The 16,960-nt window shown below is 58.3% G+C and carries 13 protein-coding genes; 7 read left to right on the plus strand and 6 right to left on the minus strand.

Annotation, left to right across the window (positions count from 1 at the left end):
- The first annotated feature begins 5 nt into the window (after positions 1-5).
- Positions 6-410 (plus strand): response regulator, encoded by a 405-nt coding sequence (locus tag LPW11_RS19105; protein WP_230995461.1) that lies wholly within the window; start codon positions 6-8, stop codon positions 408-410.
- Between the two features lie 545 nt (positions 411-955).
- Here LPW11_RS19105 and LPW11_RS22375 read toward each other — a convergent pair.
- Complete coding sequence (locus LPW11_RS22375; RefSeq protein ID WP_269145425.1) at positions 956-1,147, minus strand: response regulator; 192 nt, start codon at positions 1,145-1,147, stop codon at positions 956-958.
- A 474-nt stretch (positions 1,148-1,621) separates the two neighbouring features.
- Here LPW11_RS22375 and LPW11_RS19110 point away from each other — a divergent pair, with 474 nt between their 5' ends.
- From LPW11_RS19110 to LPW11_RS19125, 4 genes are all read left to right on the plus strand, one after another.
- Positions 1,622-3,739, plus strand: coding sequence for a TonB-dependent receptor plug domain-containing protein (locus LPW11_RS19110; RefSeq protein WP_230995462.1), 2,118 nt, complete (start codon positions 1,622-1,624; stop codon positions 3,737-3,739).
- A 120-nt stretch (positions 3,740-3,859) separates the two neighbouring features.
- A complete protein-coding gene (locus tag LPW11_RS19115; RefSeq protein ID WP_230995463.1) occupies positions 3,860-4,384 on the plus strand; it encodes a YfiR family protein in 525 nt (174 codons plus the stop codon).
- A gap of 1 nt (position 4,385) precedes the next feature.
- A complete protein-coding gene (locus tag LPW11_RS19120) occupies positions 4,386-6,290 on the plus strand; it encodes an ATP-binding protein (protein WP_230995464.1) in 1,905 nt (634 codons plus the stop codon).
- Entirely contained in the window at positions 6,291-7,847 is a 1,557-nt protein-coding gene (locus tag LPW11_RS19125) for a response regulator (RefSeq protein ID WP_230995465.1), read from the plus strand.
- A gap of 93 nt (positions 7,848-7,940) precedes the next feature.
- Here LPW11_RS19125 and LPW11_RS19130 read toward each other — a convergent pair whose 3' ends face one another.
- Positions 7,941-8,342: a response regulator gene (locus tag LPW11_RS19130; protein WP_230995466.1), complete on the minus strand. Its 402-nt coding sequence runs from the start codon at positions 8,340-8,342 to the stop codon at positions 7,941-7,943.
- A 534-nt stretch (positions 8,343-8,876) separates the two neighbouring features.
- On the opposite strand from LPW11_RS19130, the gene LPW11_RS19135 reads away from it, so the two are divergent.
- Both LPW11_RS19135 and LPW11_RS19140 read left to right on the plus strand, forming a co-directional pair.
- The gene (locus tag LPW11_RS19135) at positions 8,877-10,253 is read left to right on the plus strand and encodes an ATP-binding protein (protein WP_230995467.1); all 1,377 of its coding nucleotides are present in this window, start codon (positions 8,877-8,879) and stop codon (positions 10,251-10,253) included.
- On the plus strand, positions 10,246-10,692 hold the full coding sequence (locus tag LPW11_RS19140) for a response regulator (protein WP_230995468.1): 447 nt from the start codon (positions 10,246-10,248) through the stop codon (positions 10,690-10,692). Before LPW11_RS19135 ends, LPW11_RS19140 begins: the two co-directional genes overlap by 8 nt.
- 255 nt (positions 10,693-10,947) lie before the next feature.
- Here LPW11_RS19140 and LPW11_RS19145 read toward each other — a convergent pair whose 3' ends face one another.
- Genes LPW11_RS19145 through LPW11_RS19160 form a run of 4 tightly spaced genes read right to left on the minus strand, consistent with a single transcriptional unit; the run spans position 10,948 to position 16,842 of the window.
- On the minus strand, positions 10,948-11,169 hold the full coding sequence (locus LPW11_RS19145; RefSeq protein ID WP_230995469.1) for a YgaP family membrane protein: 222 nt from the start codon (positions 11,167-11,169) through the stop codon (positions 10,948-10,950).
- Between the two features lie 13 nt (positions 11,170-11,182).
- On the minus strand, positions 11,183-14,389 hold the full coding sequence (locus tag LPW11_RS19150; RefSeq protein WP_230995470.1) for an efflux RND transporter permease subunit: 3,207 nt from the start codon (positions 14,387-14,389) through the stop codon (positions 11,183-11,185).
- Positions 14,390-14,398: 9 nt separating this feature from the next.
- The gene (locus LPW11_RS19155) at positions 14,399-15,493 is read right to left on the minus strand and encodes an efflux RND transporter periplasmic adaptor subunit (protein ID WP_230995471.1); all 1,095 of its coding nucleotides are present in this window, start codon (positions 15,491-15,493) and stop codon (positions 14,399-14,401) included.
- Complete coding sequence (locus LPW11_RS19160) at positions 15,490-16,842, minus strand: TolC family protein (RefSeq protein WP_230995472.1); 1,353 nt, start codon at positions 16,840-16,842, stop codon at positions 15,490-15,492. The genes LPW11_RS19155 and LPW11_RS19160 overlap by 4 nt, the downstream gene beginning before the upstream one ends.
- Between the last annotated feature and the right edge of the window lie 118 nt (positions 16,843-16,960).

Here is a 16,960-nt window from a genome sequence, read left to right on the forward strand (position 1 = left end):
GTGAGATGAGGGACATCAGCCGAGCGCGACTCTCGTTACTCATTGTGGAGGATGACAAGCCGGTCCTTGACGTCTTCGGTGCGATGCTGCCGCGAAAGTTTCCGCAGACAGACATTCATCTTGCCGTAGACGGGGAAATGGGGCTCGGTCTATTCAAGGAGTACGTTCCGGACATCGTGGTCACGGACATAAAAATGCCGAAGATGGACGGCGTAGAAATGGCCGAGAAGATCAAGGCAATCAAGGCTGACACCAGGATCATCGTCATGACCGCGTTTAGCGATCGCATCAATGTCGCTAAGTTCCGCTCCGTAGGAATCAGCCACTACTTGCTGAAACCGGTGAATTTCGGCGAGATGGTGACGGCCATAGCACGGTTGGTCGAGGAGATCCAGTCCCAGCGTGAATAATTCGGCGATACCCACGCTAAGGCGGCACGCAATCGGCAAGATTAGGGAGGCAACATCGCCCTGTTCCCTGCTGATGGTGGAGGACGATGTGGTGACTCGCACCGGTGCGCCGTGAAACAGTATGGTCTGAAACTCGTGATTGCGCGCATGGAGGCCCGCAAATTCACGATGGGCAATTTATGAAGCAGACTACGAGAAACAGGGTTGCATGTCTTCGAGGTGCACCGGCCAACATCGTCATCACCGGACATAAAGATTTCTGAAATGACAGGGATTGAGATGGCTCGCGCCAGAAGACAGTTCTGAGTGCTTATCGCAATCAACGGTGCGTTGAGGCGTTGTCCGAGACAGGTCACTGCGGCTACCTTATGAAGCCCGTGCATTTCAAGGAACTGTTTGCTCACATCGAGAAGTGTTGTGACCCATACAGCATGCTCCATAGCTAAAAACGGTAACCGTGGCGAAAACACCCGGCGCAAAGTCATTAGGAAGTATCCACCCGGGGCGGGGCTGTACTATGTCCCCGACGTTCCTGATCAATCTTGTCAACCCGTATCTGGCTTTTCACCCCTCTGGTACCAGCTGAAGCCTGTCACAGTTGGTGATCTTTGTCTCTCGTTCATCTCTTCTATTGCCTTCACCATCTCAACCCCGTCCATGCCCGGCATCCTAATGTCCGTCACCACGATGTTGACAGGGTCCTCACGAAACGTCTGTAGCCCAGCACGCCGCCGTATCCGAGTCTCACCTCAACTTGCGGCAGCTTACGAGCGTAAAGGTAGTGAGAACCTCGCAGGCTTTTTCATCATCTTCCACGACAAGAAGAGATAATCTCATGTTAGCTCCTGATGCTAATGCCTGCGGCTCTCATGCCGGGGGGGAGATCCTGCGACTTTACCTTTTCCTGATTGTTCTTCGACCGCTTTCGCTGGGCAAACCAAAGGACTTTGAAGCGGTATATAGCTTCACCGCGGACCGCTCTTTCTGGAAGACTCTGCGGCTTAATTTGCGTTTGCGCATTTGTTATGGTACAGAACCTCTGAACCCGCCAGTTGACGGTTTTTTTCCCAAGCCTAAGCCGCCGACTTGGCAAAGGACTCAGTGCGGCACAGTCTTAATTGCATTGAGAAACAGGGGCTTGTCATTCAAGGACAGGTCTTATCTGATCCTGCAGCGCAGGAAGATCATATGAGGTGCGGGGGGGGGGGACCATGGACGACGTCAAGACTGCGCGTTTTATCCTGCGATATAAGACGGGTTACCGTCTAATGCTCCTGCTGCTTTCCATCTTTCTTCTTCCGTCGATCTCTCCCGCTGCCGACCCCGCAGCCGATATGGAGCCGCGAGCGCCGGCGACCGAATCGGAAACTCCGTCGCGTCTTGCCCCACTCGGGTTGGAAAAATTGATGGACCTCGAAGTCACTACCGTTACCCGCACTGAAAGCACGATCGGCAAATCTGCCGCGGCAGTGACGGTTATAACCCAGGAGGACATACGACGCTCGGGAGCAACGACCATACCGGAACTTTTCCGCCGCGTCCCAGGAATGGACGTGGCTCGGGTAGATAACAACAAATGGGCGACGAGCGCGAGAGGGTTCAACGACCGGTTTTCCAATAAAATGCTGGTTCAGATGGACGGCCGAACGATTTACGACGTGCTGTTGGCAGGGGTCGTCTGGAATTCCGTTGACTACCCACTTGAGGATATCGAACGGATCGAGGTAATTCGGGGGCCGGGCGCAAGCGTTTGGGGCGCGAACGCGGTCAACGGCGTAATAAATATCATTACCAAATCGGCAAAAGACACTCAGGGCGGGCTGTTAAGCGCGGACGGCGGGGTGCCTGAAGGCGTTTTGGGCGAAGTTCGCTATGGCGGCTTGATCAGGGATAAAGGATATTACCGCATCTATGCCCAGGGCTTTGACCATTACGAACAGTTCGCGCCCCAAGGGGACCCTAATGATGGATGGTGGGGAGCAGATACCGGCTTCCGTACGGATTGGCAGTTCGGCGACAGTGACTTAGTGACCTTTCAAGGAGACTATGTGCATAGCGACGCAGGACGACGGGACCCCTTCCCACTACTGAGCCCGCCGATTAACACTATAATCCAAGACACGTTTATCTCGGATAATTCAAATATCCTTGCCAGATGGACCCGCAATACCGGGGAGCAGGCAAATTGGACTCTTCAGGGCTACTGGTGGAGATTTGCTTCCGCACAGCCGGTTACTGACATCAACCATCAGTATGATACTTACGACCTGGACTTTCAGCACCAGTTTCCTTTCGGGGAAATTCAAAAGGTAACCTACGGTCTGGGATACCGTTTTCAGAGTGCGGATGTTGGAAACTCCCTTTCCGATAACGGGTTTGTCTTCTCCTGGAACCAGAACGACTTCAATTTGTCCCTTTACAGTGCCTTTGTGCAGGATGAGATCAGTCTGCTCCCTAATACGCTCAGCCTCATTCTAGGCTCCAAGTTTGAACACAATGATTTCACTGGCTTCGAAATCCAACCCACAGCCCGCCTCCTCTGGACCCCGGCCAAACAACACAGCATCTGGGCTTCCGTTTCACGGGCAGTTCGCACACCTAGCATAGTGGAGGAGGGTGTTCGTCTCAAGACTCCTCCCACAACGCTACCCTCAGGGGGTGCCCTCTTTCCCCAGGCCACCGGCAATCCCGACCTAGAATCCGAGACGCTGATCGCCTACGAGCTCGGTTACCGCACGCAACTCGTGGAGTCATTCTCGCTGGACGCTGCCCTGTTTTACAACGATTACGAAAAGCTTATTTTAGGCGTCCCCCAAACGCCGCAGGCAGGACCCACTCCCGGGACGCAAATTCTGCCTGTGCTTTTTGAAAACGGGATGCACGGGAGGACCTACGGTGCCGAAATTGCGGCCGACTGGCGGCCTGCGAAGGGGTTGAGACTATATGGCGCCTATTCGTGGCTGAGGATGGACCTTCACGCAGACGAGGGTCTGCCTGCGTCGACCGCGGCCTCAGCGAAAGTAATCGAACAGAGAAATCCGAGGCAACAAGTCTTCCTGCAAGCCTCGGTTGATCCACTCCGAAACGTTGAGTTCGATGTCATGGGTCGTTACGTGAGCAAGCTGCAGGGTTTTGCTCAAGAAGTCCCAGCCTACTATTCGATGGACGCCCGTCTGGCGTGGCGGCTCAGGAAAAATTTCGAGATCTCGGTGGTGGGGCAAAACCTGCTTGACAACCATCACCCTGAATTCGGCGCATCTTCCCTGCTGTCGACTCCAGTCGTTGAAATCCGGCGGAATGTGTATGGAAAAGCGACTTGGCTTTTTTGAGGGGCGTTGACTCTCAGTAGTGGGGCAAAATCTGCTGGTTAACCATCATCCGGAATTCCATAGGATCCGGCGCAGCGTCTATGGAAAGGTGACATGGAAGTGTTAAGGGTTGGACGGATAATGTTGTGTTTGATCCTACTTCTGGAACGTCCGGTGCATGCCGCGGAACCGGAGTACCAGGTGAAGGCGGCGATGCTGGCGAACTTCGCGCTCTTCGTGGAGTGGCCTGCGACGGCCTACTCGGCCCCTGACAGCCCTTTTGTCGCTTGTGTGATTGGCCCGGACCCGTTCGGCCCCTATTTGAAAACAGAACTCGGAGAGCGGATCGGGTCTCATCCGACACAGGTGCGGGAGCTCCGCACCCCTCAGGAGGCACATGGTTGCCACCTCGTCTTTATCAGCAAATCGGAGCAATCAAGCGTTGACCAGGTGCTTGGCCAGCTCAGAGTCGGCAGCGCCCTGATCGTCAGCGACGTTCGCGACACCGGCCAATTTTGCCGCAAGGGCGGGATGATTGCACTGAAGACTGAGGGGGGGAAGGTTCGCTTCGATCTCAATGCCGATGCCGCGGCAAAAAGCGGCCTCAAAATTAACTCGAAGCTCAAACGTCTGGCTCGCTCCACCGACTGCGGAGAGGGAAGGTAAGATGACTGTTAACCTTCGCAACTGGCCGATTCAGCGCAAGCTTCTGGGGATCATTGTCACTACCCTCGCCGTCTCGGTACTGCTGGTGATAATCGGCCTTTTTGCCTATGAGCTCACCACCTATCGCACGCGCCTGGCGCAGCAAGTCAACGACCTCAGCACTTTCATTGCCGCCAACGCCGCCCCTACACTCGCTTTTGACGATGCCCAGACCGCCCAGGAAGTACTAAACACCCTGCAAAACTCGCCTGCCATTGTCGTTGCCGCACTGTACACCAAGGATGGCCAGCTGTTGGCCTCCTACCTTCGCCAGGGTGAATCGCCAGCCGCCGTTCCGGTGCATCTGGATGTCAGGGATGGGACCAGAACCGATGACGGGCACCTGGATATCGTGCGTGCGGTGCGGCAGAAGGGGCGCGCTCTGGGCAGTCTCTACCTTTCTGCGGATCTTGCCCCGCTCCGTGGGCGGCTGCAGGGGTATGCCGGCATCCTGCTCACGGTTTCCTTAGCCATTGCCGGCAGCGTCCTCATCCTGCAGCGGTTGTTGCAGCGGTGGGTTTCCGCGCCGCTCTTGCATCTGGCCGGCACCGCCGACAGGATAGCCGCCGGAGATCGTACGGTCCATTTTTCGGTTGAGTCGGCAGACGAGATAGGGCAGCTCGCCGGCGCATTCGACCATATGGTCTCAGAGCTGGCACATTCCTACCTGGTGCTGCAGAAGAATGAGGCGCGGTTTCGCGCGCTGGTGGCGGCAAGCTCAGATGTGCTCTACCGCATGAGCCCTGACTGGGACGAGATGATCCAGCTTGAAAGCCGGGCAGGACTTGCCGAAACCGCTACGCCGGACCGCAACTGGATCGGCAAGTACATTCATCCCGACGACCGGGCAGGGGTTATGGCGGTGATCCGTGAGGCGGTCAGGACCAAGAGCACCTTCGAGTTGGAACACCGGGTGCTGCATGCCGACGGCAGCCTCGGCTGGACCTTTTCCCGGGCCGTCCCCGTTGAGGACAGCAACGGAGAGATCACCGAGTGGTTCGGCGCCGCAAGCGACATTACCAAACGCAAGGAAGCCGAAGCCGAACTGCGCAGGGCGAAAGACGAGCTTGAGCTGCGGGTCGAGGAGCGGACCGCGGAGTTGAAGCTGGCAGTCGAGGAACTGGAAGCCGAGACAGATGAGCGCCTGCGGGCGGTGCATGAGTTGAGGAGCAGGGAACAGATGCTTATGCAGCAGAGCCGGCTGGCGGCGATGGGGGAGATGCTCGTCAATATTTCCCACCAGTGGCGCCAGCCCCTGAACGTGGTGGGACTGCTGCTGCAGGATCTCACCAGAGCGTACCAGCGCGGCACCTTCTCTGAGGAGCTTTTGGAAAAGAGCGTCACCAGGGGAAAGGAGCTCATCACCCATATGTCCCAGACGATTGACGATTTCAGAGGCTACCTCAATCCGGAGAAGACGAAGCTCCCTTTCGACGTCCGCGAGGTGGTGGAGAAAACGGTGGCGCTGGTTGGCGAAACATTGCGGGGAGTGCAGGTGGAGGTGCAGGCTGCGCAGGACCGACGCGTCATGGTCAACGGCTATCGCAACGAGTACGCGCAGGTCCTCATAAACATAGTGATGAATGCCCGCGACGCCTTCCGGGAACGGGGTGTCCAATCCCCGCGTATTGCGGTTACAATAGCGGAGGAGGGGGGCAAGAGTGTGGTCACCATAACCGACAATGCCGGCGGGATTGCGCCGGACGTGATAGACAAGATCTTCGATCCCTACTTCACCACCAAGCCACCGGACAAGGGGACTGGGATCGGGCTTTTCATGTCGAAGACAATAATAGAGAAGAACATGGGAGGGCGTCTCACCGCGGCGAATGCCGATGGAGGTGCAACCTTCCGGATCGAGGTCTGAATGGATGCGCTGCAGGAAGGGAAAAAGACAGTAACCCTTCTCTACGTCGAAGACGAGCGGGAACCGCGGGAGATAGTGGGGGAGGCGATCGCCACGGAGTACCCCGACATCACCGTCCACACGGCCGCCAATGGTGCTGAAGGCCTGGAACTCTTCAAGGCCCACCGCCCGGAGGTGGTGCTGACTGACATCCTGATGCCGGAGATGGATGGCTTGCGGATGGCCGCTGAGATCGCCGCCATCGACCCGGAGACGGAGCTCATCGCCCTTACTGCCTATAGCGACACGAACTTCCTCTTGAGCGCCATCGAGACCGGTTTCAGCCATTACGTGCTGAAACCGATAGACTACGACAGGCTCTTCCCCGCTATCGAGAAGAGCCTGAGGACGGTAGAGCTCAAGCGACGCGTCCAGGAGCAGAACGAGGAGATTCGCCAGTTCGCGGCGGTCCTGGAAAAGAGGGTGGAGGAGCGGACGAGGGAACTGGAGGAGAGCCGCCAGGCGCTGGAGAAGCGAAATAAGAAGCTTGCGGAGATCACGGGCCGCCTCAAGGGGGCGCGCGACAGGTACTGGTCGTTGTACAACTGGTCTCCCTTGGGGTACATGAGCCTCGGTGACGACTTCACCATCCGCGAGATCAATATCACCGGCGCCCACATGCTGGGGGCAAGGAGGGCCGAGCTGCGCGGCACGCCGATTGGTAAATATCTCTCTGCCGATAGCGTAGCGTTGCTCAAGGCCGCCTGCGAAGAGTGCACACATGCTACTCCCTCGCAGGCGGAGCTGGAGATCAGGCTCAATGGGAACAGGTTTGTATATGTGCACCTGCATTGCCTTCCCTACAAGGAAGAGAAGGAGGGGCGCAACCTGTTCCGCACTGCGTTTGTTGACATAAGCATGCTCAAAGAAGCGGAGGAGAAGCTACGGACGAGCGAGCGCCTCCTTCTGGAGCAGGGGCGGATGGCAGCCATGGGAGAGATGCTGGTCAACCTGTCTCATCACTGGCGCCAGCCGTTGAACTCCATAGCCGTTCATCTTCAGGAATTGGAGCTGCTCAGCGAGACAGGGGAAGTCACCGACGAAGTGCTGGGTCTTAAAGTGGAGGCGGCTATGACCGTTCTCCAGCAGATGTCAAAGACGATTGATGACTTCAGCGAATTCACCTCCTCCGACAGCGAGCCCGTTCTCTTCACACTGGAGGAGTCCCTGGAAAAGGCAGTGCTGCTAGTCTCTGAGACTTTCAGGTTCCAGGGCATACGCATAGAGAAGGGAAAGATCGCACCTCTACGATACGAGGGGTATCCGCACGAGTACACACAGGTGCTCCTTAACCTTCTCGTTAATGCAAGAGATGCAATTGTAGCGCGAAAGCAGACAGATGGCCGTATAGAAGTAAACATCTGGGAGGAAGAAGGAAAGAAGGTTTTGACAGTCGCTGATAACGCAGGTGGTATAGAGGAAGCTATTATCGAGAGTATATTTGACCCCTTTTTCACCACGAAGAAGCAGGGCGAGGGATTCGGGCTGGGACTCTACATGGCGAAAATGGTCATTTAGAAAAAAATGGGAGGGCGTCTGACAGCGCGCAATGTCGATGGTGGCGCAGAGTTCAGAATTGAACTGGAGTGACAAGGAGTGCCCGGGACCGTGTCACTCCCCTGACGCGAGGTGACCACGACACCTGTCGATTGCCTCGATGAGGTCTTTGAACACCACGGGCTTCAGGAGGTAGGCGCAGTACCCTAAATCGGATATTTCCTCCTTGAAGGACTGGTTTCGGTACGCTGTGAGTATAATAAACGCCGCCTTCTCACCGAGTGACCTGATTTCTCTGGTCATTTCGATCCCGTTCATAAAAGGCATATTGATATCGGTGATGACAACTTCCGGGGAGTGCTTTCTGAAAAGGTCCAACCCCTCCCTGCCGTTGTCCGCTGCGTATACCGTGCAGTGAGGGAACTTCCGGGCAATCATGCGGAGAATGATGTCGCGTGTATCGAGGTCATCCTCCGCCATCAGGAGGGAGAAAGGACTGTGGCCGGCAGCTACCAAGTTTCACCTCTTAATGCACTCAAGTGATCTATTGTGGAAGGGGGGACGGACGCCTTTTCTACCTTGGTCCGTGTGACGGATTGGCGACAACGTACCAATGTTACAACGTTTAAGTGCTACCCTTTATAGCAGGAATACTTACCTGCCGCAAGGCGCATCGATAACTCTCACAGCCATGGGGCCGTCCGCGCTTCGAGCTTGTTTCACAACCGGGAGATCGGCTTCTTCATCTCCTGGGACAAAGATATTCGGCGCTCCATCCTGCAGGCAATCCTTTCCCTCCCCTCCACCCAAAATCCCTCAGAGCGCGGCACTCCCCGCGCGTTATCGCTTTTCTGGCAGGTGCGAAAGGAGCTCTCCTTTACGCAGAGACACCGGAGCAGGTGCCGCCAAGGGGACACTGGAGATACGCGGCTCCTCAATACCGCGACGTTTTGACGCGCATGGAATAAAATGAAAGGGAACTCCATGGCGCAACGCAGACAAAAGAGCCATTCTTATAATAGCGGCATGGCGCCGGACGGGAGGTGTGGCATGCCTGATCAGGGTGAGAAGATGCAGACACCAGGGGCGCGGGATAAAGAGGGAGTCGCCCCTTCGGACTTCAAGCGGGTGTTCGAGGCGGTGCCGGACCCTTGCCTTTTGCTTGACCGGAACCTGAGGATAGTGGCGGTGAACGAGGAGTATCTGAAGGTTACTATGACCCGGCGGGAGGAGATTATGGGGATGACCATGATGGAGTTATTTCCTGTCAATCCCGCTGAAGTCGGGGCGACGGGGGCCACCAACGTCAGTGCCTCCCTCATGCGGGTTCTCGAGAGAAAGGTCCCGGATACCCTTCCGCTGCAGAAATACGACATTCGAAAGCCGAAGGAGGAGGGGGGTGCCTACGAGGAGCGCTACTGGAGCGCCGTGAACACCCCTGTGCTCAACGCCGAGTACGAGGTGGACTACATCATCCATCGCGCTCACGACGTCACAGACTTCGTCCGCCGCGGCCACAATATCATGGAGGGGGACGCTGCGCAGGGGGAGGCTGACGTTTTCCGCAACTCCCAGAGGGTGGCCGAGGCCAATGAGGAACTTCGTCTGGCCAATAACCAACTGGAGGCCCAGAGGGAGAAGCTGCTGGAGCTGAACGCCCGGCTGGAGGTGGAGGCCCTGCAGCGGGTCAAGGCTCAGGACGTCGCGGAAAAGGCGAACCGCGAGCTGCAGCGGTCCAACAAGGAGCTGGAATTATTCGCCTCCGTGGCCTCCCATGACCTCCAGGAGCCGCTGGTGACGGTGGGAAGCTACACGGAGCTTATAGCGCACAAGTATCGCGACAAGCTGGACTCCGACGCGGAAAAGTACCTGCGCTACATGACCGACGGCGTAAAGCAGATGCAGTCCATGATAAACGACCTGCTGGCTTACTCCCGTCTCAATACAAAGGCAAAACCGTTCAGCCGCCTGTCTCTTGGGAAAGTCCTGGAAAGTGCGCTAAGGAACCTGACTAAGGCTGTCGAGGCAAGCGATGCCTCTCTCGAGTGGATGGAGTTGCCGGAGGTAGAAGGTGACGACACCCAGCTCGTCCAGCTCTTCCAGAACCTCGTGGGAAACGCCATCAAATTCAGGAGACGCGATGTGCGCCTGCAGGTGCGCATCACCTGCGAGCGGCAGGGCGGCATGTGGTTGATCGAGGTGCGCGACAACGGCATCGGGTTGGAACCGCGCTTTTTCGAACAGGTCTTCGAGATTTTCCGTCGGCTGCACACCCGCGAGGAATACGAAGGGAGCGGCATCGGGCTGGCGATCTGCCGCAAGATCGTGGAACATCACGGAGGGCACATTTGGGTGGAGTCGGCGCCGGGAGAGGGCACCACCTTCTTCTTCAGCATCCCGACGCTGCGGGGAGGCGCAAATGCATGACAAGGACGAACTCGAAGCTGTGGAGATTCTCCTGGTGGAGGACAATCCCGCACACGCGGACATGATGCGCGAAACCTTGAAGGAGAGCAGGATAGCCAACCGGCTCTCCGTGGTCACCGACGGCGAGATGGCTCTCGACTTCCTCTACCGGAAGGGCCAGTTTGCTGAAGCTCCCCGCCCGGGACTCATTCTCCTCGATCTGGGTCTCCCCAGGAAGACCGGGCTGGAGGTCCTGTCGGAGATAAAGGAGGAACCGGAGCTCAGACGTATTCCCGTCATCGTCCTTACCACCTCGAAGTCTGAGGAGGACATCCTGAAGAGCTACGATCTCCATGCCAACACATTCATTTCCAAGCCGGTGCGGCTGAGCGATTTTATGGAGGTTATCAGGAGCCTGGAGAACTACTGGTTTGTGATGGCGCAACTGCCAAGGTCATGAGGTCAAGCGATGGAACGGCCGGCTATTAGGGTGCTCCTTATTTGCGGAGGGCAACGCTCGGGCTGGTGCGGAAGCAGGAGTATTTTGTGGAACACGCATCCTATCTCAAGGATGGCATTCTTTTGCTTCGCTCCAAGAAGCATGATGGCTTGTTTGAAGCTCTTTTTAAAGGGGGACCTGACGCCACTGTGGTCCTCAATGGCGAGGGGCGCATCACGGAGCGACACGTTCGGTTGCACGTCGTGGCGCTACGGTTCACGGGGTCGATCTTGGAGCGGGCGTGGGCGGGATGCGCGGCACTCCCGCCTTCTCCAGGATGCTCATCATGGGGCACCAGTTGGTGAAACCTGACTGCAGAAGGTTCAATCCCACGAATGCGGTGAGCCAGAGCCACTTCGGGTTGTGAAAGTGGGCCAGCGCCAGGGAGAGTAGCGTGAACGTTCCGGCGATGAGTCTTAGCAGCCTGTCGATGTACATGTCGTTCTCCTTGTTAGGCAATTGCACCCTTCCTCTTTTCCTTCCACGACTCCACGATGTAGTAAAGGATTGGTATCGTTATCCTCGATAGCGTCGTCGAGGCAATCTCTCCACACATCATCGCCAGCGCGAGCCCCTGGAAGATGGGGTCGAACACGATGACGAAGCTTCCGACGACAACCGCTGCAGCGGTCAAGAGCATTGGCCTGAACCGTACGGCCCCCGCGTCGATGATCGCTTCATCCAGAGGCATCCCTTCCCGCCGCCGTAGCTCAGCGAAATCGATAAGGATGATGGAGTTGCGTACGATTATGCCGGCCAGCGCGATGAAGCCGATCATGCTGGTTGCGGTGAAGAACGCCCCCATCAGGGCATGACCGGGCAAGATCCCGATTAGGGTAAGCGGTATCGGTGCCATGATCACCAACGGCGTGGTGAAGTCCTTGAACCAGGCGACCACCAATACGTAGATGAGTACCATGACTGCCGCAAAGGCGGCGCCCAGATCGCGGAAGACCTCGTAGGTGATGTGCCACTCGCCGTCCCACTTGATACCCGGCCGCTCCTCGCTCCACGGCTGGCTGGCGGCACGCTGCTCGATATGGTAGCCGCCGGGAAGCGGGATCTTGTCGATCTCCTTTTGCATTTTCAGGATCGCGTAGACTGGAGCCTCTATGACTCCAGCGACGTCGCCGGTGACATACACTACGCTCTTCAGGTTCTTGCGGTAGAGGGACTTCTCTTCCGTCCCCCGCACCACGCGCACGAGCTGTGAAAGAGGTACGTTGCCGCGGGCACCGGGGAGATAGATGGAGGAGAGGGCGGAGACGTCGCTCCGGGCCGCCTCCGGGAAGCGCACGTTCAGAAAGATCGGTTCCTTCTCGCGCGGAGTGTGCAGGAGCCCGGTGTTGCTCCCACCCAATGCCATCTGCAGCGTCTGCACCACGTCCGATGCGCTGATCGCAGACAGCGCCGCCTTTTCCCTGTCCACTTCGAAATGCACGTTTGGCTGATCGTCCTCCTGATACCAGTCGGCATCGACGACTCCGGCGGTGCTCCTGAAGATCTCCTTTATCTTGCGCGCGATCTGCAGGCGGCTCCCCTGGTCCGGTCCGTAGACCTCCGCCACCAGTGTGGAGAGAACTGGCGGCCCGGGGGGAATCTCCGCCACCTTTAGCCGGGCGCCGTACCGGTCCGCAATCTCCTTCAGATGAGGCCGCAACCTTTTTGCGATGTCGTGGGACTGGTCGGAGCGCTCATTCTTTGACACCAGGTTGACCTGGACCTCCGCCACGCTGGGCCCCTTGCGCAGGTAGTAGTGGCGCACCAGCCCGTTGAAGTTAAAGGGGGAGCTCGTCCCGACGTAGCTCTGGAAATCCGTGACCTCGGGCACCGTGCGCAGGTACTCCCCCATCTCCGAGACCAGGCGCGCGGTTCCCTCCAATGTTGTCCCTTCCGGTGTGTCGACGACGAGCTGCAGCTCACTCTTGTTGTCGAAGGGGAGCATCTTGACTGTGACAGCCTTGAAATAGATCAAGGAGCAGGAAAGGAGCAGGAGCACCACCACTGATGCCAGAAAGGCGTACCTCACCGGCTTTTTATGCAGGAGCGCCCCCATCACCCGCCGGTAGAAGGCGGTCATGCGCGACTCCTCTGCTTCCCCTTCGCTGCCGTAGTGGGACTCTCCTTTCATGAAGCGGTAGGCATAGTAGGGGGTCACGATGAACGCGATCAGGAGTGAGAAGACCATCGCGAGCGAGGCGCCGACCGGGATGGGGCGCATGTACGGCCCCATGAGCCCCCCCACGAACCCCATGGGGAGGATGCTGGCTATGACCGCCAGCGTCGCGAGCATCGTCGGGTTGCCGATCTCGTCGACGGCCTTTATCGCCGCCTCCAGCGGTTTGAAGCGGGTGGTGGTGAAGTACCGGTGGATGTTCTCCACGACGACGATGGCGTCGTCCACCAGGATTCCGATGGAAAAGATGAGGGCAAAGAGGGTGATCCGGTTAAGTGTGTAGCCGATGCGGTTGAAGAGGAACATCGTGAGCGCCAGCGTCACCGGGATCGCTATCGCCGCCACCGCACCTGCACGCCAACCCATGAAGACGGCGATGAGGATCGTTACGGAAATCGCGGCGAGGAACATGTGGAAGAGGAGCTCGTTGTTCTTCTCCTTCGCGGTTTCGCCATAGTTCCTAGTTACGGTCACCTGCATCCCGTCCGGGATTGCCTTCCCCTTCAAAAACTCAACCCGCTTCAGGAGGTCGTCGGCAACCCACGTTGCGTTGGCGCCTCTGCGTTTCGCCACAGAAATCGTGACCGCTGGATAATCGGCGGCTCCCCCCTTTAGCCCCTTTACCGCTGCGGCACGGCCGAGCCCAAAGAATACATACTCCTTCGGGTCCTGCACCGAGTCGTCGACCGTCGCCACGTCCTCCAGGTAGACGGGGCGCGAGTCCTTCACCCCCACTACCAGCCTCTTTACTCCCTGCGGATCCTGGAGGAAATCACCGGCATTGAGGATGTATTCCCGGTTGCCCGCGGAAAATGAACCGCCTCGCTGTGCCGCGTTCCCCTTTTGCAGGGCTCCGGCAACGGAGATCGGGGAGAGGCCCAGGGAGGCGAGCTTGCCGCCGTCGATTCGTATTTTGACCTCGCGGGAGAGGCCCCCCTTGATCTCCGTTTCCCCTACGTCGTCCGATTTCTTCAGCTCGTCGCAGAGCTCGCGGGCAACCCTTCTGAGGGCGTAGTTGTCGTATCGGTCGGACCAGAGGGTGAGGGTGACGATCGGCACGTCGTCGATCGACTTCGGCACCACCAGAGGCTCACCGGCGCCAGGAGGGATAATCCCCCGGTTGCTCATCACCTTGTTGTAGAGCTTAACCAGTGACTCTTCCATGTTTTGGCCGACCAGGAATCGGACAGTGACGATACCGATGCCTGGGCGGCTGGCGGAGTAGAGATATTCGACACCCTTGATCTCCCACAGCTTTTTCTCGAACGGGATCACCAGCCGCTCCTCGACTTCTTTGGGGGAGGAGCCGGGCATGGGGAGGTACACGTCGATCATCGGCACCGTTATCTGCGGTTCCTCCTCACGGGGCGTCGCGAGGACGGAATAGAGTCCGAGGAGGAGGGACGCCGCCACGATGAGTGGGGTGAGCTTTGAGTCTATGAAGGCCCGGGCGATTCGCCCGGCGAAGCCTATGCTGTTCATCGTGTGCTCCTAAAGGACCTTTGTGCCGTCTGCGACTTTCTCCGTGCCACCGGTGACGATACGGTCCCCTGCGCCGAGACCGGAAATAACCTCGACAATCTCTCCCGTCTCCCTCCCCAGGCGCACCAGGCGCAGCCTCGCGATCCCCTGCGCAGAGACCGCCCACACCGACGTGAGGCCGCCGCGCTCAACGACGGCGCTGCGGGGAACGGCAAATCCCGGCCGCGTCCCGACATGAAAGAGCGCCTTGCCGTAGCTTCCCGATCTCAGCGACCTCCCGGAGGTGTCGATCTTAACCAGGAAGGTGCGGCTGGCCGGATCAACCACCGGCACAATCTCCGAGATCCTTCCGCTACCGTGAGCCCCTTCGAGCACAACGGGGACCACGTCCCCGACCTTCACCTTGCCCAGCGCCCCCTCCGGAACCGCCACCTCCAGTCGCAGTCCGCGTTCACCCTCGATCGTCAAAAGCGGCATGTTGGGGAACACGGTCTGCCCCGGCTCGACCTGTTTGCTAGTCACGACCCCCGAGATGGGGGATGTCACCCTTGCGTACCCGGCTATGGCGCCGGCGCCCTTTGCTCCTTGCCTCGCCTGTGCAAGGCGTGCCTCGGCCCTGGCGACCCCTTGTGCTGCAGTCTCCTGTTCCATCTGGCGCTGCTCGAACTCTTGGCGGGTAACTGCTTCCTCTTTATACAGTTTTTCGAAACGGTCGAAGGTGGCGTCAGCCAATTTCTTGCGCGCCTGTGCCTCGAACACGCCTCGCTCTGCCTCCTGCACGCCCGAAAGCGCGCCGGCTGAGGCCGCTCCGGTCTCGGGAGAGTCGATGGTGAGAAGGAGGGCGCCTTTGGCAACAGGACTTCCCTCGGCTATGTACACGCGGGTCACGGTCCCGCTGATTCTAGCCGCTATGGCTGCAGATTCTCGCGCCTTGAGGGATCCGACGGCTTCGATGGTTTCGGGGATGCCCCGGGAGGTGACAGTGCCGACTGTTACGCCCGTGACTCGGGGAGGGGAGGATGGTTCTTCATTCCCTCCGCTTTTGCTGCAACCGATAGCGAGCCCCAGCGCCAGAGCAATCACTCCATTATGGATCCAGTTCATTTAGTCACCTCCTTGAGCAGGACGCCGGCGGCGTAGTAGACATGAGCGGTAGCCTTCAGAAGGCCGTTTCCGACCTCCACGACGTTGGCACGAGCGGTGTTGAGAGCTGTTTCGGCGTCCATCAATTCCACTACGGAAGCGAGGCCGTTTTCGTAGCGCTTGCGCACCAACCGGACGTCTTCCTCTGCGGCGGAGAGTGCGGCACGGGCGGAATCGAGCTTGAGCCGCGCTTCTGAGCGGCGCAGCAGGCTTTCCCTCACCTGAAGTGCCACCTCGCGCCGCTCATTTTCCAGCATCGCTGCCGCAGCGTCTCTTGCGGCGAGAGCCCGGGCCTTTTCGTGAGATCGACGCGTCCCGTCGAAAAGCTCCCACCTCAGGTTGATGCCGGCATTCCACGAGTCATTGTCGTTGCCAAAGGGCACGTCCCTATCGTTTAGCTGGTAGCCGGCGCTCGCGTATACCGTGGGGTAGTAGGCACGCTGTGCCTGGCGCACTCCTACCTCTCCTTTCTCCACCGCCGTCCTCCCTGCCTTGAGGTCGGGGCGGTTCATAAGGGCAAGCTGCACCAAGTTTTCAGGACCGGACGGGTCCGGTACTCCGGGCTCTCCGGCTATGTCGAGGAGGATGCCGTCGTTCCCGCCAGTCAGCAGATTGAGGCGCAGCTTGGCAACGGTAAGGTCGTGCTGCGCTCCCACGAGCTTCTGCTGGGCTTCCGCGACTGAGGCCCTGGTCCGCAGTTCATCAGACTTGAGTCCCAGGCCATTGGTGTGGCGGGTTGCCGCAAGACGTGCATGTTCCCCGGCATCGGCCACCCCCTGCTCGGCAACCCCAACGAAAGCCTTGGCACGTCGTACCTCCAGATACGCCTCGTAGACCCGCAGAGTAACCTGCTCTTTTTGAATCTGCAGCGACAGGTCGGCACTCGCGGCGTCCTTTTCTGCGGCGTCGACGGCAGATCGTATGGAGAAGTCGACGAGCGGCTGCTGTAGCGTGAATGACGTCTGGAAGTCGCCGCGGGGGGAAGGGTGGTTAAGGTTGCTCGGTGCGAAATCAGTGGCTGGAGCGATGCGCCCCTCGTCAAGCTTCATCATGAAAACACGACTCGGAGTTGTAGAGACTAGCGCGCCGCTATCCAGAAAGACGCTTGGAAGATACCTGGTTCGCGCAACGTCAACAGATGCTTCGGCTGCCTTCATGGTCGAAGATGCAGCCTTTATAAGGTGGTTGCTCGCAAGTGCCCTCTGGATAGCCTCGTCAAGAGTGACCGAGTCTTCCGCCGCAATGCTGGCAGTCGCCTCAAGGAGGAGTCCCACCAGAAATATAGATGCCCTCGCTATGGTACAGCGCATGGACGTTCTCCTTGGTCAGAAACGGTGGTAAAGTATGGTAGTGCTGGTATATATAAGAAATCATATATTGTCAAGCTGAATGCAAGACGGGCAGTGCATGGCCTTCCGTCGAGAAGGT

The organism is Geomonas sp. RF6 (assembly GCF_021044625.1).
In the GTDB taxonomy this organism is placed as follows: Bacteria; Desulfobacterota; Desulfuromonadia; order Geobacterales; family Geobacteraceae; genus RF6.